Source organism: Azospirillum sp. Marseille-Q6669 (assembly GCF_965111635.1).
Map to the genome: position 1 here is coordinate 2099248 of NZ_CBCOOP010000001.1, position 22140 is coordinate 2121387.

General features: G+C 69.5%; 21 protein-coding genes and 1 riboswitch. Of the genes, 9 read left to right on the forward strand and 12 right to left on the reverse strand.

Annotated features, from left to right (window positions below):
- Positions 1-42: 42 nt before the first annotated feature.
- The 7 genes from cobJ to cobW form a co-directional block, all read right to left on the reverse strand.
- Complete coding sequence (gene cobJ, locus ACWPXE_RS09265; protein ID WP_454017575.1) at positions 43-822, reverse strand: precorrin-3B C(17)-methyltransferase; 780 nt, start codon at positions 820-822, stop codon at positions 43-45.
- On the reverse strand, positions 819-1559 hold the full coding sequence (locus ACWPXE_RS09270) for a precorrin-2 C(20)-methyltransferase (protein WP_454017576.1): 741 nt from the start codon (positions 1557-1559) through the stop codon (positions 819-821). The genes cobJ and ACWPXE_RS09270 overlap by 4 nt, the downstream gene beginning before the upstream one ends.
- A complete protein-coding gene (locus ACWPXE_RS09275; protein WP_454017577.1) occupies positions 1556-2197 on the reverse strand; it encodes a precorrin-8X methylmutase in 642 nt (213 codons plus the stop codon). Before ACWPXE_RS09275 ends, ACWPXE_RS09270 begins: the two co-directional genes overlap by 4 nt.
- On the reverse strand, positions 2187-2402 hold the full coding sequence (locus ACWPXE_RS09280; RefSeq protein ID WP_454017578.1) for a hypothetical protein: 216 nt from the start codon (positions 2400-2402) through the stop codon (positions 2187-2189). The genes ACWPXE_RS09275 and ACWPXE_RS09280 overlap by 11 nt, the downstream gene beginning before the upstream one ends.
- Positions 2403-2512: 110 nt before the next feature.
- Complete coding sequence (locus ACWPXE_RS09285) at positions 2513-3607, reverse strand: hypothetical protein (protein ID WP_454017579.1); 1095 nt, start codon at positions 3605-3607, stop codon at positions 2513-2515.
- Positions 3604-6990: a cobaltochelatase subunit CobN gene (gene cobN / locus ACWPXE_RS09290; RefSeq protein WP_454017580.1), complete on the reverse strand. Its 3387-nt coding sequence runs from the start codon at positions 6988-6990 to the stop codon at positions 3604-3606. The genes ACWPXE_RS09285 and cobN overlap by 4 nt, the downstream gene beginning before the upstream one ends.
- A 154-nt stretch (positions 6991-7144) precedes the next feature.
- Positions 7145-8212 carry a cobalamin biosynthesis protein CobW gene (gene cobW, locus ACWPXE_RS09295; RefSeq protein WP_454017581.1) on the reverse strand — a complete coding sequence of 356 codons (1068 nt, stop codon included), beginning with the start codon at positions 8210-8212 and terminating at the stop codon, positions 7145-7147.
- A 39-nt stretch (positions 8213-8251) separates the two neighbouring features.
- A riboswitch (cobalamin riboswitch) is annotated at positions 8252-8467 on the reverse strand.
- Between the two features lie 289 nt (positions 8468-8756).
- Here cobW and ACWPXE_RS09300 point away from each other — a divergent pair.
- The 7 genes from ACWPXE_RS09300 (at position 8757) to ACWPXE_RS09330 (ending at position 16409) form a co-directional block, all read left to right on the forward strand.
- Positions 8757-9521 carry an ABC transporter ATP-binding protein gene (locus ACWPXE_RS09300; RefSeq protein WP_040134438.1) on the forward strand — a complete coding sequence of 255 codons (765 nt, stop codon included), beginning with the start codon at positions 8757-8759 and terminating at the stop codon, positions 9519-9521.
- Positions 9514-10236, forward strand: coding sequence for an ABC transporter ATP-binding protein (locus ACWPXE_RS09305; RefSeq protein WP_145690030.1), 723 nt, complete (start codon positions 9514-9516; stop codon positions 10234-10236). The genes ACWPXE_RS09300 and ACWPXE_RS09305 overlap by 8 nt, the downstream gene beginning before the upstream one ends.
- Positions 10237-10297: 61 nt before the next feature.
- Entirely contained in the window at positions 10298-11500 is a 1203-nt protein-coding gene (locus tag ACWPXE_RS09310; protein ID WP_454017582.1) for an ABC transporter substrate-binding protein, read from the forward strand.
- Positions 11501-11620: 120 nt separating this feature from the next.
- Complete coding sequence (locus ACWPXE_RS09315; protein WP_014197554.1) at positions 11621-12508, forward strand: branched-chain amino acid ABC transporter permease; 888 nt, start codon at positions 11621-11623, stop codon at positions 12506-12508.
- Between the two features lie 3 nt (positions 12509-12511).
- Positions 12512-13513 (forward strand): branched-chain amino acid ABC transporter permease, encoded by a 1002-nt coding sequence (locus tag ACWPXE_RS09320; RefSeq protein ID WP_454017583.1) that lies wholly within the window; start codon positions 12512-12514, stop codon positions 13511-13513.
- 47 nt (positions 13514-13560) lie between these two features.
- Positions 13561-15555: an acetoacetate--CoA ligase gene (locus ACWPXE_RS09325; protein ID WP_454017584.1), complete on the forward strand. Its 1995-nt coding sequence runs from the start codon at positions 13561-13563 to the stop codon at positions 15553-15555.
- A 68-nt stretch (positions 15556-15623) separates the two neighbouring features.
- On the forward strand, positions 15624-16409 hold the full coding sequence (locus ACWPXE_RS09330) for a 3-hydroxybutyrate dehydrogenase (protein ID WP_454017585.1): 786 nt from the start codon (positions 15624-15626) through the stop codon (positions 16407-16409).
- Between the two features lie 48 nt (positions 16410-16457).
- Here ACWPXE_RS09330 and ACWPXE_RS09335 read toward each other — a convergent pair whose 3' ends face one another.
- On the reverse strand, positions 16458-17159 hold the full coding sequence (locus ACWPXE_RS09335) for a glutathione binding-like protein (protein ID WP_454017586.1): 702 nt from the start codon (positions 17157-17159) through the stop codon (positions 16458-16460).
- Positions 17160-17327: 168 nt separating this feature from the next.
- Here ACWPXE_RS09335 and ACWPXE_RS09340 point away from each other — a divergent pair, with 168 nt between their 5' ends.
- Positions 17328-17504, forward strand: a complete 177-nt coding sequence (locus tag ACWPXE_RS09340) for a hypothetical protein (protein ID WP_454017587.1) — start codon at positions 17328-17330, stop codon at positions 17502-17504.
- 10 nt (positions 17505-17514) lie between these two features.
- Here the strand turns inward: ACWPXE_RS09340 and ACWPXE_RS09345 are convergent, their stop codons facing one another.
- The gene (locus ACWPXE_RS09345) at positions 17515-17733 is read right to left on the reverse strand and encodes a hypothetical protein (RefSeq protein ID WP_040134431.1); all 219 of its coding nucleotides are present in this window, start codon (positions 17731-17733) and stop codon (positions 17515-17517) included.
- A gap of 214 nt (positions 17734-17947) precedes the next feature.
- On the opposite strand from ACWPXE_RS09345, the gene ACWPXE_RS09350 reads away from it, so the two are divergent.
- On the forward strand, positions 17948-18436 hold the full coding sequence (locus tag ACWPXE_RS09350) for a response regulator (protein ID WP_454017588.1): 489 nt from the start codon (positions 17948-17950) through the stop codon (positions 18434-18436).
- Between the two features lie 66 nt (positions 18437-18502).
- Here the strand turns inward: ACWPXE_RS09350 and ACWPXE_RS09355 are convergent, their stop codons facing one another.
- The 3 genes from ACWPXE_RS09355 to treY all read right to left on the reverse strand — a co-directional run bounded on the left by ACWPXE_RS09355 (position 18503) and on the right by treY (position 22080).
- Positions 18503-18661: a hypothetical protein gene (locus tag ACWPXE_RS09355; protein WP_170295962.1), complete on the reverse strand. Its 159-nt coding sequence runs from the start codon at positions 18659-18661 to the stop codon at positions 18503-18505.
- Positions 18662-18826: 165 nt separating this feature from the next.
- Positions 18827-19306: a cupin domain-containing protein gene (locus ACWPXE_RS09360; RefSeq protein WP_454017589.1), complete on the reverse strand. Its 480-nt coding sequence runs from the start codon at positions 19304-19306 to the stop codon at positions 18827-18829.
- Positions 19307-19311: 5 nt separating this feature from the next.
- On the reverse strand, positions 19312-22080 hold the full coding sequence (gene treY, locus ACWPXE_RS09365) for a malto-oligosyltrehalose synthase (RefSeq protein WP_454017590.1): 2769 nt from the start codon (positions 22078-22080) through the stop codon (positions 19312-19314).
- Positions 22081-22140 lie beyond the last annotated feature (60 nt).

The following is a 22140-nucleotide window of genomic DNA, read 5'->3' on the forward strand; positions in this document are numbered from 1 at the left end:
AGCGGGGGAGGGTTAGGGTGGGGGCCCGTTTCGACAATGTTCTCACCCCCGCACCCCGTAGCTGCGCGGCGTGTAGACCCACGGCTGCGCGCCCTCGCGCGGGACCAGCCGGGTGTGCGACGCGCCGATAATGACGCAGGTCCGCATGTCGGCCTGCGCCGCGTCCACCGCGCCCAGCGTCGTGATGGTCAGCGCCTCGTCGGGGCGCCCGACCGCCCGGGCGAGGATCACCGGCGTTTCGGCCGAGCGGAGGTCGCGCAGCGCGTCGAAGGCGGCGCCGAGCTGCCAGGGGCGGGCGCGGCTGATCGGGTTGTAGAGCGCAATGACGAAATCCGCCTCCGCCGCCAGACGCAGGCGCTTCAGCACCACCTCCCACGGCTTCAGATTGTCGGACAGCGAGATGGCGCAGAAATCATGGCCGAGCGGCGCGCCGGCCCGCGCCGCCGCCGCCTGCATCGCGGAGATGCCGGGATCGACCGACAGCGGCACGCGGTGCCATGCCTCGGGCGCGGCGGGGTCGTCCAGCGCCTCGAACACCGCGGCGGCCATAGCGAAGATTCCGGGGTCGCCGCCCGACACCACCGCCACCCGGCGACCTTCCGCCGCCAGTTCGAGGGCATGGCGGGCGCGGTCCAACTCCACCCGGTTGTCGGAGGCGTGGCGCACCTGCGGCCCCGGCGGCACCCGGTCCACATAGGGGAAATAGCCGACGAGGTCGGTCGCCTCCGCCAGATCGCGCCGGGCCTCCGGGGTCAGCCAGTCCTCGGTGCCGGGGCCGAGCCCGACGACCTTCAACCATCCGGCCTGCGGATCGGCGGTCATCGCCGCAGCCCCTCGCCGGGGATGACGATCTGCGAGAAGTAGGGGGCCGTCTCCGGTGCCTCGCGGAAGGGCATGACGCGCTGGTCCGCCATGCTCGCCCGCTCGATGTACCAGGCGCGGTCGGCCAGCCCGGCGGCCTCGACGGCGCGGCGGACCTTCGGCAGGTTCTGGCCCAGCTTCATGATGACCGCGGCGTCGGCGTTGCGCAGCGCCCGCAGCAGCGCCTCCTCCCCCAGCGTGCCGGGGATGACCGACAGCACGTCGTCGCGCAGCGTCAGCGGGCGCGGCAGCAGCGAGGCGCTGCACATCATCGACGTGACACCCGGCACCACCTCCGTCGGGAAGCGCGAGGCCAGCCGCAGGAACAGGTGCATGAAACTGCCGTAGAAGAAGGCGTCGCCCTCGTTCAGCGCGGCGATGGAACGCCCGGCGGCGAGATGCTCGGCCAGCCGCTCGGCGGACTCGTCAAAGAAGGCCTCGATCTGGCGGCCATAGTCGGGGTGGCTGGGCGGCAACTCGACCGTCACCGGATAGACCATCGGCAGCTCGATGTGCTCCGCCGTGATGCAGACGTCGGCGATGCGCCGGGCCTGTCCGGAGGTGCCGCGCTTGCAGAAATAGGCGACCACCGGGCAGGCGCCGATGGTGCGCATGGCGCGGACGGTCATCAGGTCCGGGTCGCCGGGGCCGACGCTGACGCCGTAGAGGGTGCCGGTGCTATGGGGTGCGTTGCTCATTCCACGTCGCTCGCCAGGGCGTTGACCGCCGCCGCCGCCATGGCGCTGCCGCCGCGCCGGCCCTTGATCGCCAGGAAGGGCAGGCCGAAGGGCGCCTCGGCCAGCGCGTCCTTGCTTTCCGCCGCACCCACGAAGCCCACCGGGAAGCCCAGCACCGCCGCCGGCTTCGGCGCGCCGTCGCGGATCATCTCCAGCAGCTTGAACAGGGCGGTCGGCGCGTTGCCGATGGCGACCACGGAACCGGCCAGCCGGGGCACCCACAGCTCCAGCGCGGCGGCGGATCGGGTGTTTTCGACCTTTTTGGCAAGCTCCGGCACGGCGGGGTCGCGCAGCGTGCAAACGACCGCGTTGTCCGCCGGCAGGCGCGCCCGCGTGATGCCGTGGGCAACCATCTCGCTGTCGCAGAGGATCACCGCGCCATTACGCAGAGCCATTCGCGCCGCCGTCCCCACGTCGGGGGAGAACATCAGGTCCTGGGCCGCGTCCACCATGCCGCAGGCGTGGATGACGCGCACCGCCACCGCTTTCAGGTCGTCGGGGATCGCCGACAGGTCGGCCTCCGCCCGGATGGTGGCGAAGGACTGGCGGTAGATGGCCGCTCCATCGCGGATGTAGTCGTAAAGCGGCTCAGCGGACACGGAACAACTCCTCAACAGACAGATCGGCCCCAGACAAAGAGGCAACGGCATTTATGGCCTCGGACGGCGTCAGGCCGGACCGCCAGGGCGTGCCGCCGGGGGCGGCGTTCAGCGCGACGTCATAGACGCCGTCCCGCGCGGTGAGCGTGACATCCGCCGCGCCGGGATGGGCGCAGCCCTTCGCGCAGCCGGAGACATGCACCATCCGCACCGCCTCCAGCAAGCCCGCCGCGCGCTCGGCGATGGCAAGGCCGTCCGCGTGGGTGTCGGTGGTGCCGACGTCGCAGCCGGTGACGCCGCTGCAGGCGGTGAGCTTCAGGCGGATGTCACCGTGGTCGAGGATGCCACCGAGGACGGTGGCTTTCTCCGCGGCGCCCTCCTGCGGGGCGGCCAGCAGCAGGGCGCGCCAGGGCGTGATGCGGATCTCCTGGGTGAGGGCGGCCAGCGCCTCCAGCTTGTCGCAGTCGAGGCGGCCGAAGGGGAAGGCGACGCCGAGCCAGGAGGGTTGGCGGCCGAGGAAGAGTCGGGGCGGCGACGTCTTCCCCCACCCTGACCCTCCCCCGCTGGGCGGGGGAGGGAATGAGGTTTGCGGGGGAGAATTTTCCCTCCCCGCCCAGCGGGGGAGGGAAGGGGCCCATGCGCAGCATGGGAAGGGTAGGGGCAAGACAGCAGCCCTGCCACCCGCTCCCGCAACACCTCCACCCCCAGCGCCTTGACCAGCCCGGCCATGCGCCGCGGCGGCTCGGCCAGAGGCTGGCGAAGCTCCAGGAAGGCCCGCGCCAGCGCCGCCCCAAGCTCGACCAGATCGTCGGGACGGCAGTGGCCCAGCAGCGCGGCACCCTCCAACGTTCCGCCCAGCCCGACACGGAACAGCGGCCTGTCCACCGCCCCATCCACCGCCCCGGCCACCGCGTCGAAGCGCACGTCGGTGCTGCTGTCGGACAGGGTGGCCTGACCGCCGCCGTCGACCAGCCAGCCGAATTTCGGGGGCAACCGCTGGAGGTCACGGTCGGCCGCCAGCCGGGCATCGAGCGCCAGGGCGTAGGGGCGCACGTCCAGCACCGCCGTCCCGTCCAGCCCGGCGGTCGGGGAGGTCAGCACGTTGCGCACCGCCTCGCTCTCCGCGTCCTCCGAGACGTAGCCGAGCGCGCGAAGCTCCGCGATCAGCGCCGCCATGTCCGCCGTGGCGACGCCGCGCAGTTGCAGGTTGCCGCGGTGGCTGAGGTCGACCAGACCGTTGCCGTAACGACGCCCCAGTTCCGCGATCCGCGTCGCCGAGGCCGCGGGAAGCACACCCGCCGGAACGCGCACGCGGACCAGAAGACCGTCGCCGACCTCCATGGGGGCGAGCACGCCGGGGCACGTGCCGCGCCGGCGGGGTGGATTGCGGCGTTGGGTGATCGCGCTCATGCGGACATCTCCTTGCGGCGGCGCAGATCGTCGCCCGTCGAATTGCGGCGTGGGTGCCAGAGACCGCGCTCCAGGGCCTCGGTCAACCGGTCCAGGATATGCCGGGCGGCGGCCGGATTGGACTGTGCCAGGAAGTCCCACACCTGCTGGTCGTCCACATAGGCGTCGTACAACTGTTCGAAATGATGGGGCCGCACCGCCGTGGTGGTTGCGGCGAAGGCGAACAGCGTGTCCACGCTCGCCGCCAGCTCCCCGGCGCCGCGGTAACCGTGGCGCATCATTCCGTCGATCCAGCGCGGGTTGGCCGCCCGGCCGCGCAGGACGCGGGCGATCTCCTCGCCCAGCGTGCGGACGGTCAGGCTCTCCGGCTCGGAGCTGTCGAGGTGATAGAGCGCCGGGTCGTTGTCGACCAAGGCGGCGGCGGCCGAGAAGCCGCCCTCATACTGCATGAAGCCGTCGGTGGAGAGGACGTCGTGCTCCCGCTGGTCCTGGTGGTGGACCAGCGCGTCGGCCCCGCCGATGCGGCGGCGGAACAGGCTGGGCAGCGGCACGCCCTCCAGCCCCTTGCCGTAGGCGTGGCAGCTTCCCTCCAGATAGGCGGCGCCGAAGTCGGCCCGCGCGGCCCAGTCGCCGCGCGCGATCAGGCCGGGCAGCGCCGTGCCGTAGGCGCCGGGGGCCGCGCCGAAGACCCGCGCGCTGGCCCAGCGCTCCGCCTCCGCCGCCGGGGTGCCGCCGGTTTCCAATTCAGCGCGGTCGGTGCGGAGCGCGGCGGCGACGGGGTTCACGTCGTCGGGCTCGTCCTCCGCCATCACGGCGCGGACGGCCTGATCGAACAGGGCGATCTGCTGCGGGAAGACGTCGCGGAACAGGCCGGAGATGCGCAGAGTCACGTCCACGCGCGGACGGCCGAGGACGGAGGCCGGCATCACCTCGAAGCCGGTGACCCGGCCGGAGCCGTTCTCCCACAGAGGGCGCACGCCGAGCAGGGCCATGGCCTGGGCCAACTCGTCGCCGCCGGTGCGCATGGCCGGCGTGCCCCAGCAATCCACCACCAGCCGCCTCGGCCAGTCGCCGTGGTCCTGCAGGTAGCGGGTGATCAGCGCGTCCGCCGCCTGCCAGCCCAGCGTCCAGGCGGTCGGCGTCGGCACGCCGCGCGGGTCGAGCGCGTAGAGGTTCCGTCCGGTGGGCAGCGTGTCGGCCCGCCCCCTTGCCGGGGAACCGCCGGGGCCGGGTCTCACGAAGCGCCCGTCCAGCCCGTCCAGCAAGGCGGCCATCTCGGCTTCGCCGCAGGCGTCCAGCGCCGGGGAGACCTCCTCCGCTTTGCCGAAGCGGGCGACGGCGGCGAGCAGGCGGGCGCGGCGCTCCGGCTCCGGCGTGGTGCCGAAGACATGCAGCCCGTCGCGGATCTGCATCTCCTTGATGTCGCAGAGATGGGCGTCGAGGCGGCTGAGGATGGCGTCGGGGTCGTCGTCGGGCCGGAGGTTGCAGTCGGCGGCGACGCCGGAACTCCAGGCGAGGTCCAGGATGGTCTGCCGCAGCGTGCCCAGACGCCGCGGGTCCAGCCCAGTCGCCATCGAGTATTCATCGATGGCCGTTTCAAGCGCGGCAAGGTCGCCGTGCAGCCCGGCCTCGACCGGCGACGGGGTCAGATGGCCGATCAGGACGGCGCCCAGCCGGCGGCGCGCCTGCACACCCTCGCCGGGGTTGTTGACGATGAAGGGGTAGAGGCAGGGCAGGGGACCGGCGACGATCTCCGGCCAGCAGTCGGCGGACAGGGCGACGGCTTTGCCCGGCAGCCATTCCAGCGTCCCATGCGCCCCCACCTGCACCAGCGCGTGGACGCCCAGAACATGGCGGAGCCAGAGGTGGAAGGCATAATAGCCGTGGCTGGGTGGCGTCTCCGGATCGTGGTGCTGGGTGGTGGTCAGCGGGCCGTGACCGCGGCTCGGCTGCACGGCGACGGCGACGTTGCCGCAGGTCAGCACCGTGAAGCGGAAGGCGGTGCCGTCGGAATGCGGGTCGGCCCCCTCGTCGCCCCAGGTGGCGGCGATGCGGCCACGGACCTCGGCGGGGGCGAGGCGGCGGTAGTCCTCCAAACTCAGCGCGGCGGTCGTGCCGCCAGTCAGCGTCTCCATCAGGGCGGCGGACCCGGCGGGAAGCCCGTCCAGCGCGTAGCCCTCGGCGCGCAGCCGCTCCAGGATGCTGACGACGCTCGCTGGGGTGTCGAGGCCGACCGCGTGCCCGATGCCGCCGCCCGGCCCCGGATAGTCGGACAGCACCAGCGCCAGCTTGCGCCCGGCCCGCGGGGTGGCGCCCAGCCGAACCCAGGCGGCGGCCAGATCGGCGGCGAAGGCCACCCGGTCGGGCACCGGGCGAATCAGCGTCGGAGCGAACTCCAGGTCGGGGTCCAGCGCCCCTTCGGCCTTGAAGGCGATGGCACGGGTCAGGATGCGCCCGTCCATCTCCGGCAGCACGACGTTCATGGCGAGGTCGGACGGCCCCATGCCGCGGGCGGAGCCGCGCCAGCCCTCCTCCGGCGTGGTGGACAGCACCGCTTGCAACACCGGTGTGCCGTTGGCCTCCAGCGGCGACCCGTCCTCGCGCGCCGCCGAGAAGCCGGTCAGGTTCATCACGACGGCGGCGTCGCGGGCGGTCAGGGTGGCGCGCATCCAGGCGGCGCAGTCCGGCTCCTTCAGGCTCGCCACGAACAGCGGCAGCGGGGCGAGGCCGCGCGCGGCCAGCGCGTCGCACAGCGCGTGCACCGGTTCCAGATCGCCGGCCAGCAGGTGGGAGCGGTAGAAGACGACCGGCGCGCATGGCCCGGTGACGTGGCCGGACCAGCCCTCATAGACGCCGAAGCGGGGGACCGGCGCCGGCTCGCGCCAGGGGCGGTCCTGCCCGCTCAGAGTGGCGGCGTAGGCCAGCAGGTTGGCCATGTTGTCCGGCCCGCCCTCGGTGAAACCGCGCCACAGCCGCTGCGCGGCCTTGGCCGGAACCGTGCCGTAGCCTTCCAGGGCGGGGTTCGGCTGGGCGCAGCCGGGCAGCACGGCCAGCGCCACTCCGGATTCCCGGCAGGCGGCGGCGACATGGTCCAGCCCGTAGCGCCAGTAGCCCGCCCCGCCGAGCAGGCGCAGCACGACCAGCTTCGCCTTGCGGATCACGGAGTCGACGTAGAGATCCACCGACAGCGGGTGCCCCAGCCGCGCGAGATTCGCCAGCCGGAGGGTCGGCATTGTGTCGCGGTGGCGCTTCCAGCAGGCGGCGAGCGCCGTCAGGTCGCTGTCGGAGAAGGACAGAACGACGAGGTCCGCCGGACTCTGCCCCAGATCCACGGCCTGGGGGCCGGCGTCGAGGTCTTCCTGGCGGGCGGCGAGTAGGTGCATGACCGAGAGCTTTTCGAAATGTCCCTCTCCCCTCTGGGGAGAGGGCTAGGGTCAGGGGGGGCGCGTGGCGGAACGTCCGGCGTAAGCGCACCCCCCTCACCGGCCCTGCGGGCCACCCTCTCCCCAGAGGGGAGAGGGTTGTGAAGGCCAAAAATCACTCCAGCGCCGCGGTCACGGCGTCGCGGTCCAGGCCCGTCTCGCCGATCACCACCAGACGGCTGCGGCGCGGCTCGTCGGGCTTCCAGAAGCGGTCGAAATGGGTCTGGATGCGCGTCCCTACGCCCTGCACCAGAAGGCGCATCGGCTTGCCCGGCACGTCGATGAAGCCCTTCAGGCGCAGCACTCCATGGGCGGCGGCGACCCGCTCCAGCGTCTTCGCCAGCGCCGCCGGGTCGGGCTGCGGGCCGAGTTCCACGACGAAGCTGGTGAAATCGTCGTGATCGTGACCCTCCTCCTCGTCATGGTGGCTGGGGCGGTTGGCGAGGTCGTCCTCGGCCCCGGCCCCGACGCCGAGAAGCACCACCGGATCGACCTTGCCGTTGCTGGCGCGCAGGATCTTGGCCTCGCGCCCAGTGCCGCCCTCTGCCATGGCGGCGCGGATCAGGTCCTCGACCTTCGCCAGATCGGCGGCCTCGACCAGATCGGTCTTGTTCACCACGATCAGGTCGGCGCAGAGGAGCTGGTCCTCGAATACCTCCTCCACCGGCGTCTCGTGGTCGAGCTGTCCGGCCTCGGCGGCCTGGGCGGCCAGCGCCGCCGGATCGGGGGCGAAGCGGCCCTCCGCGGCGGCGGCGGCGTCGACCACCGCGACCACCCCGTCCACCGTCACCCGCGTCTTGATCGCCGGCCAGTGGAAGGCCTGGACGAGCGGCTTCGGCAGGGCAAGGCCGCTCGTCTCAATGATGATGTGCTCCGGCGGCTGGGGGCGCGACAGCAGCTTCTCGATGGCCGGGACGAAGTCGTCGGCGACGGTGCAGCACAGGCAGCCGTTCGCCAGCTCGATCACGTCGTCCTCGGTGCAGGTCGGGTCGCCGCAGGCGCGCAGGATCTCGCCGTCGATGCCGACATCGCCGAACTCGTTGATGATCAGCGCCAGACGGCGCCCGCCGGCCTGCTCCAGCAGGCTGCGGATCAGCGTCGTCTTGCCGGCGCCGAGAAAGCCGGTGATGACGGTGGCCGGGGTCTTCCCGGCGGACGGACGGAGGGCGGCGCGATGCGTCATGATCTGGTTTCCCTGTCTCCGCCACACCCGGCGGATTGGATGAGTTTCGGTCTGGCGGCAGGTTTCCTGGCTCGCGGGTCGTTGCCGCGCCTCCCGCCTTCCCGGCCTGTCGGCCCGTGGCATTTCCGGAGGCGGACTCGCCGCATACAGTTGCGGGGGCAGCCGCGGCCTTGGACCCCATCCGGATCCGCACCGCATTCCCTATTATCCCCGCGCCTTCACGGCGGACGGGGCACCGTCGGGGGCGCAGAATTGCAGGCGGACCCCCGATTTGCAAGCGGCCATTTGGCGCCCGGATAGCGTGCCATCGAACCCGGAACGGTCCGCCCATCCCGCCGTTGGTGTGTCGGAAGATCGGTACAGTCTGTCTGGAAAGCTGACACTCCGAACCGCGTGCGATGCTGTCGCCGCCTTTGATGAATTCAACAGTTTCAATGAACTAACGAATTTCCCCGCAATTGGCATGCCCTGTGCTTATATCAGCTCAACCAAAAACGCGGACCGGCAGACGACGCGGACGAACAGGGAGGGAAAAGCGGCACCCATGGCCGACGACATCATTCTGGAAGCGCGCGGACTCTCGAAGGAGTTCAAGGGCTTCATCGCGGTGAAGGAGGTGAACCTCCAGGTTCGCCGCGGCACGATCCACGCGCTGATCGGCCCGAACGGCGCCGGCAAGAGCACGGTCTTCAACCTGCTGACCAAGTTCCTGACGCCGACGCGCGGCCAGATCCTCTACAAGGGGCGCGACATCACCGCCATGAAGCCCGCCGACGTGGCGCTGCTCGGCATGGTGCGCTCCTTCCAGATCTCCGCGGTCTTCCCGCACCTCAGCGTCCTGGAGAATGTCCGCGTCGCGTTGCAGCGCCCGCGCGGCACCAGCTTCCATTTCTGGAAGCCGGAGGCCAGCCTGCACGACCTGCACGACCGCGCCGAGGAACTCATCGAGGCGGTGAACCTGACCCCCTGGGCCGGCCACACCGCCGCCGAGCTGCCCTACGGCCGCAAGCGTGCGCTGGAGATCGCCACGACGCTGGCGCTCGACCCGGAGGTGATGCTGCTCGACGAGCCGCTGGCCGGCATGGGCCACGAGGACATCGAGGGCACCGCCGCCCTCATCAAGCGCGTCTCCGCCGACCGCACCATTCTGATGGTGGAGCACAACCTGTCGGTCGTTGCCCACCTGTCGGACACCATCACCGTGCTCCGCCGCGGCGAGATCCTGGCCGAGGGCGCATACGACGTCGTATCGCGCAACCCGCAGGTCATGGAAGCCTATATGGGGACGGGTGAGGTGGGCCATGCCTGACGGTGCGACCGTGAAGACCGCGATGCTGGAGATCCGCGACCTCCAGGCCTTCTACGGCGAAAGCCACGTGCTGCACGGCGTCAACATCGACGTGCGCCAGGGCGAGGTGGTGACCCTGCTGGGCCGCAACGGCGCCGGTAAGACGACCACCATGCGCTCCATCATGGGCATCGTCGGCAAGCGCAACGGCTCGATCCGCTTCCAGGGCAAGGAGCTGATCGGCATGGCGCAGCACAAGATCCCCCGCCTCGGCATCGGCTATGTCCCGGAGGAGCGCGGCATCTTCGCCTCGCTCAGCGTGGACGAGAACCTGATGCTGCCGCCGGTGGTGAAGTCGGGCGGCATGACCGTGCCGCAGATCTACGAGCTGTTCCCCAACCTCCAGGGCCGCGGCACCACCCAGGGCACGCGCTTGTCCGGCGGTGAGCAGCAGATGCTGGCCATCGCGCGCATCCTGCGCACCGGCGCCGACCTGATCCTTCTCGATGAGCCGACCGAGGGCCTCGCCCCCGTCATCATCGAGCAGATCGGCGTGGCGGTGCGCAAGCTGAAGCAGCGCGGCTTCACCATCGTCTTGGTGGAGCAGAATTTCCGCTTCGCCGCGACCATCGCCGACCGCCATTACGTGATGGAGGAAGGCCATGTCGTGGACATGATCCCCAACGACCAGCTCGCCCAGAACATGGACAAGCTGCACACCTATCTGGGTGTCTGACCCGTTAACCCCCCCCTCTGCTGAACACACTCAAAACAAAGCCAATCGAAGGGAGTTTGAAATGCTCAAGACGTTGCTTTGCGGGACCGCATTGCTGGCGCTGACCGCCGGGGCCGCGCACGCCCAGGTCTCCAACAACGTGATCAAGATCGGCGTGATGAACGACCGGTCCGGCATCTACGCCGACCTCGCCGGCGAAGGCTCGGCCATCGCCGCTCGTCTGGCGGCTGAGGAGTTCGGCGGCAAGATCGCCGGCGCGCCGATCGAGATCGTCGTCGCCGATCACCAGAACAAGGCCGACATCGCCGCCAACACGGCGCGCGAGTGGATCGACGCCGGCAACGTGGACGTCATCGCCGACGTGCCGAACTCCGCCGCGGCGCTGGCCGTCCAGGGCATCACCAAGGACAAGAAGCGCATCTTCCTGATGTCCGGCCCGGGCTCGACCGACCTCAGCGGCAAGTCCTGCAGCCCCTACGGCTTCCAGTGGACCTACGACAACTACGCCATGGCCGCCGGCACCGCCCGCGCGCTGGTCGAACAGGGCAAGAAGAACTGGTACTTCATCACCGCGGACTACGCCTTCGGCCACTCGCTGGAGGATGAGACCTCGAAGATGGTCAAGCAGCTCGACGGCAAGGTCGCGGGCAACGTCCGCCATCCGCTGGGCAACGCCGACTTCTCGTCCTACCTGCTTCAGGCCCAGGCCTCGAAGGCCGACGTGATCGGCCTCGCCAACGCGGGCGGCGACGCCACCAACGCCGTCAAGCAGGCGTCGGAGTTCGGCATCACCCAGTCGGGCCAGAGCCTCGCCGGGCTGCTGCTGTTCATCAGCGACATCCACGCGCTGGGCCTCCAGGCCTCCCAGGGCCTGCTGCTGACCACCGGTTTCTACTGGGACACGGACGAGCAGACTCGCGAGTGGACGAAGAAGTTCGAGGCCAAGGCTGGCCGCAAGCCGACCATGGTCCAGGCCGGCGTCTACTCCGCCGTCCGCCACTATCTGAAGGCGGTCGAGGCCGTCGGCTCGGACGATGCGGACAAGGTCGCCGCCAAGATGCGCGAGACCACGGTCAGCGACATGTTCACCAAGAACGGCAAGATCGCCGCGAACGGCCGCATGTTCCACGACATGTATCTGGCCCAGGTGAAGACCCCGGGCGAGTCCAAGGCTCCCTGGGACTACTACAAGATCGTGAAGACCATCCCGGCCGAGCAGGCGTTCCTCGACCCGGCCAAGAGCGGTTGTTCGCTGGTGAAGTAAGGTTCTGAAACGGGCACCCCTTCCGGCCTCCCCCCGCTTTGCAGGGGGAGGGTTGGGTGGGGGCCCACCCCAAGCACCCAATCAAAAAATCAAAAGTCCGATACACAGGGAGGGACGGTCATGTTCGACTTGCTGGGGGTGCCGCCCCAGGTCCTGTTCGGCCAGCTTCTGCTCGGCCTCATCAACGGGTCCTTCTACGCGCTGCTCAGCCTTGGGCTGGCGGTCATCTTCGGCATGCTGAACGTCATCAACTTCGCCCACGGCGCGCTCTACATGATCGGCGCCTTCGTGGCGTGGCTGCTGCTGACGAAGCTCGGCCTCGGTTACTGGTGGGCGCTGGGCCTGTCGCCGCTGATCGTCGGGTTGCTGGGCGTGGTTCTCGAAAAGACCATGCTGTCGCGCCTCTACAAGCTCGACCATCTCTACGGCCTGCTGCTGACCTTCGGCCTCGCCCTGATCATGGAAGGCGCCTTCCGCCATTTCTACGGCGTGTCGGGCCAGCCCTATCCGATCCCGGACGCGCTCAAGGGCGGCCAGAACCTCGGCTTCATGTTCCTGCCCAACTACCGCGGCTGGGTCGTCGTCGCCTCGCTGATCGTCTGCTTCGGGACGTGGTTCGCCATCGAGCGGACGCGGCTCGGCGCCTACCTGCGCGCTGCCACGGAAAACCCGGTGCTGGTCCAGGCCTTCGGCATCAACGTGCCGGTGATGATCACCGCCACCTACGGCTTCGGCGTCGCGCTGGCCGGACTCGCCGGCGTGCTGGCGGCACCCATTTATCAGGTGTCGCCCCTGATGGGCTCCAACCTGATCATCGTCGTCTTCGCGGTGGTGGTGATCGGCGGCATGGGCTCCATCCTCGGCGCCATCGTCACCGGCCTGGGGCTGGGGCTGCTGGAGGGCCTGACCAAGGTCTTCTACCCCGAAGCCTCCAACATCGTGGTGTTCGTCGTGATGGCGATCGTCCTTCTCATCAAGCCTGCGGGCCTCTTCGGACGGGAGCGCTGAGCCATGGCCACCCAAAGCAAGACGACCGGCATCAAAGCGGCCGACACCCAGACGACCACCATCGCGCTGCGCCGTCCGGGGCAGGACAGCACCCGCAACGCCATCATCCTCGGCATCGGGCTGTTGATCGCGCTGGCCGCACCCTACGTGCTGTACCCCGTCTTCGTGATGAAGGTGCTGTGCTTCGCGCTGTTCGCCTGCGCCTTCAACCTGCTGATCGGTTTCGCCGGCCTGCTCAGCTTCGGCCACGCCGCCTTCTTCGGCGGGGCGGCCTACATCACCGCCCATTCCGCCAAGGTCTGGGGGCTGGGGCCGGAGGTCAGCATCCTGCTCGGCATGGGCTTCTCCGCGCTGCTGGGCCTCGCCTTCGGCGCGCTGGCGATCCGCCGTCAGGGCATCTACTTCGCCATGATCACGCTGGCGCTGTCGCAGATGGTCTTCTTCATGGCGTTGCAGCTCAAGTTCACGGGCGGCGAGGACGGCATCCAGGCGGTGCCGCGCGGGCATCTGTTCGGGGTGATCGACCTGAACCAGCCGTTGGCCATGTACTACTTCGTGCTGGCGGTGTTCCTGGTCGGCTTCGCGGTGGTCTGGCGCGCCGTGCACTCCCCCTTCGGCCAGGTTTTGAAGGCGATCCGCGAGAACGAGCCGCGCGCCGTGTCGCTCGGCTACCGGACGGAGCGCTACAAGCTGTTGGCCTTCGTGTTGTCGGCGAGCCTCGCCGGTCTGGCCGGCGGGACCAAGGCGCTGGTCTTCCAGCTCGCCTCGCTGACCGACGTGACGTGGCAGATGTCGGGCGAGGTGGTGCTGATGACGCTGCTCGGTGGCATGGGCACGCTGCTCGGCCCGGTGGTGGGGGCGGCCATCGTCGTCACGCTGGAAAGCTATCTGGCCGCCACCAGCATGCCGGTTCCGGTGGTGATCGGCGCCATCTTCGTGGTCTGCGTGCTGGTCTTCCGCCGTGGTATCGTGGGCGAACTCCAGGCCCGCTTCGGCCGTCGCTGAACGTCAAGAACCGAACGGCATAAAAAGCCAAAATCAGGAACCGCAAGATGGATCAACCGCCCCCTGGTCAATTGCTTTCTGATCAGCCGCTTTCTGATCAGCCGTTGTGGACCCCGTCGGAGGCGCGCGTGGCCGCCTCCAACCTGACGGCTTTCCGGCAGGCCGCGAGCGCCCGCTTCGGGCTGCGGCTGGACGATTACGACGCGCTCTACGACTGGTCGGTCGCCGGCAAGGAGGATTTCTGGCGCTTCCTGTGGGAGTGGGCCGGACTCAAGGGCGATCTCGGCGGCGTGGCCCTGGCCGATGGCGACAAGATGCCCGGCGCCCGCTGGTTCCCCGAGGCCAGCCTGAACTACGCCGAGAACATGCTCGCCAACGCGCCGGAGGGCGAGGCTGTCGTCTTCTGGGCCGAGGACAAGGTCAAGCGCCGCTGGTCCGGCTCCGATCTGAAGGCCGAGGTGTCCCGCCTCCAGCAGGCGCTCAAGGCCGCCGGCGTCGGCAAGGGCGACCGCGTCGCCGCCGTCGTGCCCAACATGCCCGAGACGCTGGCCGCCATGCTCGCCACGGCCAGCCTGGGGGCCATCTGGTCCTCCTGCTCCCCCGACTTCGGCGCCCAGGGCATCACCGACCGCTTCGGCCAGATCGAGCCGACCGTCCTCTTCGCCCCCGACGCCTACTGGTACAACGGCAAGAGCCACGACATCCGGGCCAAGATCGCCCAGGTGCTGACCGAGCTGCCCACCGTCAAGGCCGCGGTCATCATCCCCTACGTCAACGAGACGCCGGACGTCTCGGCCATCCGCGGCGGCGTCACCTGGGGCGACTTCATCGCGCCCTTCGCGGCGGCGGAACCGAGCTTCGAGCGGGTGGCCTTCAACCACCCGCTGTTCATCCTCTATTCGTCGGGCACCACCGGCAAGCCCAAGTGCATCGTCCACGGCACCGGCGGCACGCTGCTCCAGCATGTCAAGGAGCACCGGCTGCACAGCGACGTGAGGCCGGGCGACCGGGTGTTCTACTACACCACCTGCGGCTGGATGATGTGGAACTGGCTGGTCTCCGGGTTGGCTGCCGGGGCGACGCTGCTGCTCTACGACGGCTCACCCTTCGCGCCGGACGGCAACATCCTGTTCGACTACGCCGACGCCGAGGGGATGACGCTGTTCGGCACCTCGGCCAAGTTCATCCAGCAGGCCGAGAAGTCGGGGCTGGAGCCGATGCGCACGCACCGGCTCGACACGCTGCGGGCGCTGGCCTCGACCGGCTCGCCGCTGATGCCGGAGAACTTCGCGTACGTCTACCGGGCGATCAAATCCGACATCCATCTGGCCTCGATCAGCGGCGGCACGGACATCGTGTCCTGCTTCGTGCTGGGCAACCCGACGGCCCCGGTGTGGGCGGGCGAGTTGCAGACGGCGGGGCTCGGCATGGCGGTGGCGGCCTTCGACGACACCGGCCACGCGGTCAGCGGCGAGAAGGGCGAACTGGTTTGCACGCGGCCTTTCCCCTGCATGCCGGTGGGCTTCTGGGCCGATCCGGACGGGGCGAAGTACCGCGCGGCCTATTTCGAGCGCTTCCCCAACGTGTGGACGCACGGCGACTTCATCGAGCGCACCGTGCATGGCGGCTGGGTGATCTATGGGCGCTCGGACGCGGTGCTGAACCCCGGCGGGGTGCGCATCGGGACGGCGGAGATCTACCGGCAGGTCGAGCAGCTTCCGGAGATCCTGGAGGCGGTGTGCATCGGCCAGGAATGGGACGGCGACGTGCGCGTCATCCTGTTCGTGGTGCTGCGCGAGGGGCTGACCCTCGACAAGGCGCTGGAGGACACGATCCGCAAGCGCATCAAGGAGAACTGTTCGCCGCGGCACGTCCCGGCGCGCATCGTGGCGGTCAAGGACATCCCGCGCACGCGCTCGGGCAAGATCACCGAACTGGCGGTGCGCGACGCGGTACACGGCCGCCCGATCAAGAACACCGAGGCGCTGGCCAATCCCATGGCGCTCGACGAGTTCCGCGAGCGCCCGGAACTGGAAGGCTGACCGGCGTCCAGCCCTCCCCCCGGGCGGGGGGAGGGCACCCAAACCAACAAGACAACAGAGGATAAGCCATGACCTTGACTCAGAAGGTCGCGGTGGTCACCGGCTCGACCAGCGGGATCGGCTTGGGCATCGCGCGGGCGCTGGCCGGAGCCGGGGCGGATGTGGTGCTGAACGGTTTCGGCGACGCGGCCGCCATCGAGGAACTGCGCGCCGGTCTGGCGGCGGAGTTCGGCGTGCGCGTCGGCTATCACGGCGCCGACCTGTCCAAGCCGGCGGAGATTGCCGGGCTGATCGGCTACGCGGAGGAGACGTTCGGTTCCGTGGATGTGCTGGTGAACAACGCCGGCATCCAGCACGTCGCCCCGGTGGAGGACTTCCCGGCGGAGCGCTGGGACGCGGTGATCGCGCTCAATCTGTCCGCCGTCTTCCACGGCACCCACCACGCCCTGCCGGGCATGAAGCGGCGCGGCTGGGGTCGCATCCTCAACATCGCCTCGGTGCACGGCCATGTCGCATCGGTCAACAAGTCGGCCTACGTCGCGGCCAAGCACGGCGTGGTCGGGCTGACCAAGACGGTGGCGCTGGAGACGGCGGGGACCGGCGTCACCTGCAACGCCATCTGTCCGGGCTGGGTGCTGACCCCGCTGGTGCAGAAGCAGATCGACGCGATCGCCTCGACCAAGAACATCCCGGAGCCGCAGGCGAAGGCGGAATTGCTCGGCGCCAAGCAGCCCTCCGGCGCCTTCGTGACGCCGGACGAACTGGGCGGGCTGGCGGTCTTCCTGTGCTCCGATTCGGCGGCGCAGATGACCGGCGCCAGCCTGCTGATGGACGGCGGCTGGACCGCACAGTAAGGACTTTGCTGCCCTCGCGCCCGGTTGGGGGCGCGAGGGGAGTGACGGTCACTTCTGGACGTTGGCGGCGGTCTGGCCGAAGAGGATATTCTTGCCCTCGTCGGTGACCGACGGACGCTTGGCCAGTTCAGCGCCCTTGTCATAGGCGCGGACGGTCGCCGGGCGGGCCTGGATCGCTTCGAACCAGCGCTTCAGCTCGGGGAAGTCGGCGAGATTCTGGCGCTGCCGCTCGTGCGGGACGACCCAGGGGTAGCAGGCCATGTCGGCGATGGTCAGCTCGTCCCCGGCGATGAAGGCGCGGCCGGCCAGACGCTTGTTCAGGACGCCGTAGAGGCGATTGGTTTCCTTCACATAGCGGTCGATGGCGTAGGGGATCTGTTCGGGCGCGTACTGCACGAAATGGTGGTTCTGCCCGGCCATCGGGCCGAGGCCCCCCACCTGCCAGAACAGCCACTCCAGAACCGTCTTGCGGCCCCGCAGGTCGGCGGGCAGGAACTTGCCGGTCTTCTCCGCCAGATAAATCAGGATCGCGCCGGATTCAAAGACCGACACCGGCTCCCCGCCGTCGGCCGGAGCGCGGTCGACGATGGCCGGCATGCGGTTGTTGGGGGACATCGCCAGGAAGTCCGGCTTGAACTGGTCCCCGGCGGAGATGTCCACGGGATGGATCGTGTAATCCAGCCCGGCCTCTTCCAGGAACAGAGTGATCTTGTGCCCGTTGGGGGTCGGCCAATAGTGAAGGTCGATCATGGCGGTCCTTCCGGTTTGTCTCCAGCCCCGAAAAGTGATGGAGCGAACGGTTTCAGGCAACCCGCGCCGTGCGCGGATCAGCCCTCCGGAAGGGGCAGGCGACGGGCGCAACGTCGCGGCCCCCGAAATGTTGAATACAGTGAACCGACAATCAGCATGAGGACCGTCATGAGTGACGACCGGACACCCGCCACCGAGCCCCAGCGCAAGGACGACCGGATCGACGAGGCCCGTGAAGGCACCGTCAAGCCCGACCAGGGCGGCGAGGCCGAACTGACCGAGAAGGAGGAGCAGAAGCGCGGCGGCGCCAACACGTCCACGCCGGGGCCGATCTACGACGTGTGAAGCCGGCCCGTCACGAGACGAGCGCCAGGGTGGGGTCGGGCGGTATCGGCGTGGCGTCTTCCAACGTCCGGGCCACCTCGTCCAGCGGGGCGGCGACCACCAGCGGTTCGGAGCGTCCGGCGAAGGTGATCTCGGTCCGCTCCCCTTCGATCCCGCGCAGGTACAGAACGCCCGCGGCGTTGATCAGAACCGGCGCTCCGGCGTGGTCGGTGAATTCGATGAACTTCATGCAGGACTCCCACGGAGGTTGCATCACGCTTGGACTGTCTCAAACACGCAAAGAGGGTGGCGGGTTCGCTTCTCCGGATGGCACTGCCCGTTCGGTGCCCCGCCGGCTCGCTCCATTGCGCGCAATCAGCCCCTTGATTGATGCACCGCATCGACAAACATGGGCGCTGCGGGCCACGTCGGCCCGCGCCGTCCGCCAACAAGGAACAGATGCCGTGAAGTTGCTCGTCGTCGAAGACGACCCGTTGATCGGGCCCGCCATCAAGGCCGTGATGGAGAATGCCGGATACACGGTCGTCGGCCCTCTGCGCGACGCCGCCAAGGCGACGCGGTTGGGGGTCCGGGAACAGCCGGATCTTGCCCTGGTGGACGTCTATCTGGCCGGAGGCGAGAACGGGCTGACGCTGGCCCGCAAGCTGTGGGAGGAGCACAACATCCCCTCCCTTCTGATCACCGGTTTCGACCACCGCGGCGAGGAGGCGCGCGATTTCGCGGTCGGCCTGCTGCGCAAGCCGGTGATGCCCGACGCGCTGGTCGATGCGGTCGGGGCTGTCGGGGAAATCCTGGCGGGGTTGCGCCCGTCCTCCATCCCCCCGGCGCTGGAACTGTTCGGGCGGCCCGAGCGCGTGTCCGCCGCAGTGCCGCAGCCGGCGCCCCAGTCAGCGCCGCAACCCGCACAACAGCCCATGCGGCGGCAGGGCTGAAGCCCTGAGGCCCCGCCCTGCCATTTTCGCATGCTTTAAACAGTATCCTTGGACAATGACCGTTGGTCAGCGGTCCGGAGTCTCTTCCGGACCGCCCGATGCAGGGGCTTCCGCCGGCTGAGCGGAGTTCTGCGCGGGCGCCGCAGCGGATTGCCCGTCCTGCGGCTTGGTGTTTTCGGAGCCGTTGCTGGGGTCCAGCTCGACCCACTGGCGATGATCGCTCATGACTTGTCTCCCGTCCGTCTGTGGTCGCGTCCCGTGGTGCAGGAATGGTCCGATGAGGCGCCTCTCGTTTCTCGGCTCGGGCGCCTGTCCTTTGGAATAACGCGTGGCGGAGGGATTCGATCAATCCTGAGCGAAGAAATCGGGTATTTTGTGAGGCAGCCCGATTCAGAAGCCCCTGCGGGCAAGCGCCGGCTCGCCCCGCCGCCACAGCCACCGGGCCAGCGACAGCGGGGCGCGCAGCATCCGCCCCATGGCGGCGCGGGGGCCGAGCGGCTTCTCGATCGCGTAGTACTTGCGGATCGTCTCCCGCACCTCCCAGACGCCGGTGAAACCCCGGGGAATGACGAAGGCGTCGCCCTCCCCATGCTCCTGCGGCGCGCCGTCCCGGGGGGTGATGATCACCCGCCCGGCCAGCAGCACGCAGAACTCCTCATAGGGCCAGTCGGCCATGGCGATGGTGCCCGGCGTGCATTGCCAGACCCCGCAGGCGAACCGCCCCCCGCCGCCGTCGTAGAGGTTCAGGAAACTTTCCCGAGGGTCGCCGGACAGCACGGTCCCGAAGACGGCGGGCTTGCCGGGATCGCTCCCGATCAGCCGTTGGTCGATGGGAACGAGCGTGCGGCGCGGCGGCGGGTTGCGGTCCATGGAACTCACCCCTCCCGCACCAGCAGGGCGACGGGGAAGTCCCGGAACAGGTCGGCGGCGGTCACCGCGTCCGCGGCCTCCAGCGTTCCGTCGGTCAGCGCGTTGCGCCAGCGCTGCCCGCGCGGCAGCGGGACGGAGGTATCGCCCCAGTCCGGAGTCTCGCCCAGCGCCCCCACCAGCCGCGGGGCGGCGACCACGACGGTGTCGTCGCCCAGCCGCCGGGCGAAGGCCACCACATGCTCCGCCCGCTCGCCCGTCGCTTCCAGCGGCAGGTACTCACCCGTGGCGAACAGGGCGGGCATGGCCGCCCGCAGGGCCAGGGCGCGCCGGGTCAGGGAGAGCTTCACCGCGCCGTCCTGCCAGCGGCTCAGCAGGCTGCCGATTTCCGCTCCCTCGACCTCGTCGAGCAGGCGGCGGCGGGCGTCGTAGTCCACCGGGCGCCGGTTGTCGGGATCGACGAGGCTGAAGTTCCACAGCTCGCAGCCCTGGTAGATGTCCGGCACGCCGGGGCTGGTCAGCTTCAGCAGGGTCTGGGTCAGCCCGTTGACCATGCCGATGCGGGCAAGCCGCTCCTGGAAGGGCAGGAAGGCGTCGAAGAAGGCGGTGCTGCGCGACACGTCCAGCGCGTCGTGGACGAAGCTGGTCATGGCGCTTTCATAGGCCTCGTCGGGGGCGGCCCAGGTGCTGTGGACCTTGGCCTCGCGCATCGACTTGGTCATGGCGCCGGCAAGGCGCTCCGCGAACTCCGTCATGGCCTGCGGGTCGAGGCTGGCGGGGTCCGCCCCGGTCAGCTCCGCCGGCCAGGCGCCGACGAGGAGTTGGTAGAACAGATACTCGTCGTTGCGGTCGGGCGGGGCGGTGCCCTCCACGTCGCCGCGGCGGGCGCGCAGCAGGCGGCTCCAGGTCTGGATTTGCCGCTCCCACTCCTCGGGCATTTCCGACAGGGCGTAGAGGCGGGCGCGGGTGTCCTCGCCGCGCTTGGTATCGTGGGTGGTGCTGCCCAGCATGGCGTGGGGCCAGCGGGCGGCGCGCTCGGCGTTGGCGTTGTGGAAGTTGGCGGTGCCGACCCCGAAATGCTCCGGATGCCCGCCCACCTCGTTCAGCGCGGCCAGCCGGTTGTAGCGGTAGAAGGCGGTGTCCTCCAGCCCCTTGGCCATCACCGGGCCGCTGTACTGCTGGAAGCGCATGGCGAAGCGCAGCACCTGTTGGCGGCTGTAGCCGCTGCGCGGCTGGGCCACCAGATCGGTGGTCAGCAGCCTGTGCAGGAAATCATAGGCGGAGGCGTCGGTGTTCGGGTCGGCCTTGCGCGCCTGGGTGATCGCCCAGTCGATGCTCCGCCGGTCCAGCTCGCTGACGCCGCGCCAGTCGACATAGGTGCGGTAGACCGGGAAGCGGGCGATGGTCTCCTTCAGCGCCTGATGCAGGATGTTGGCGGTGAAGTCGGCGGTGCGCGGGTTGGCGCGGGCGATGCGCGAGGCCTGCCGGGCCAGCACGTGAAGCTCGCTGGCCATCTCGCTTTCCATGATGCGGATCTTGCTCGTCCGGACCACCTCGTCGAAGCTCTCGCGCCGCCCGGTGAAGTCGGCGTAGAGGCGGGTGAACGCCTCCTCCCCCTTCGGGTCCACGAACAGCCCGCCCATCAGGTTGGCGAACTCGTAGCCGGTGGTGCCGTCGATCGGCCAGTCCTCGCGCAGCCGCTCGTGGCGGGCCAGGATCTTCTCGACCACCAGATAGAAGGGCCGCTCCGTCGCCTGGGCCAGCCGCTCGCAATAGCCCTTGGGGTCGTAGAGGCCGTCGATGTGGTCGATGCGCAGCCCGTCCAGCGTGCCGTCGTCGACCAGCTTGAAGGCCAGCCGGTGGGCGACGTCGAACAGCTCCCGCTCCTCCATGCGCAGGCCGGCGAGTTCGTTGATGTTGAAGAAGCGGCGGTAGTTGATGTCGTCCGCCGCCACCTTGAAGTAGGCGGCGCGCCAGTTCTGGGCGGCGATCAGGTCGGTCAGGCGGCGCCAGCTCTCCGGCTCGCCCTCCGCGCCGCGGAAGCGCTTCAGCCGGCGCTCCACGGCCTCGGCCACGTCGGGCTTCTCAGAGACCAGGGCGGCCAGCTCGGCCTTGAGGGCGTTGGCGCGGCGGATCTGGTGCGGGCGCACCTGATCGAGATGGCGGAAGGCGTCGCCGATGCGCTCCAGGTCCGGCTGGTCGTCGCCGAGGATCGTGCCGTAGTCGGCGGGCCGGATGGGCAGCTTGTGGGTGTCGTAGGCCCAGACGGCGAAGCCGCCCGCCTCCTTGTCGAAGCGCAGCTCCAGCCCGCCGGACTCCAGCACCGCGCCGAACTGATCGCCGAGCAGCGGCACCAGCACCTTGCCGTGCAGGTAGCGGCGGTCGGGCTCCCACTCGATGTCGAAATAGCCGGCGTAGGGGCTGTCCGGCCCCCATTCCAGCACGTCCAGCCACCAGCCGTTGTCCGACCCGCCGACGCCCATGTGGTTCGGCACGAAGTCGAGGATCTGGCCCAGCCCGTTGCGCTTCAGCGCGTCGACCATGGCGTGGAAGGACCCCTCGCTGCCCAGCTCCGGGTTCAGGGCGTTGTGGTCGACGATGTCGTAGCCATGGGTGCTGCCCGGCCGCGCCTTCATGTAGGGCGAGGCGTAGAGGTGGCTGACGCCCAGCCGCGCCATGTAGTCGGCGATTTCGGCGGTGCGGTCGAAGCCGAACTCGGCGCGCAGCTGCACGCGGTAGGTGGCCTGGGGGATCGGCTTATCGGCGTCCGCCGCCATTGGGTGGTCTCCTGAAGATTTACCCTCTCCCCTCTGGGGAGAGGGGAGGGTGAGGGGGTT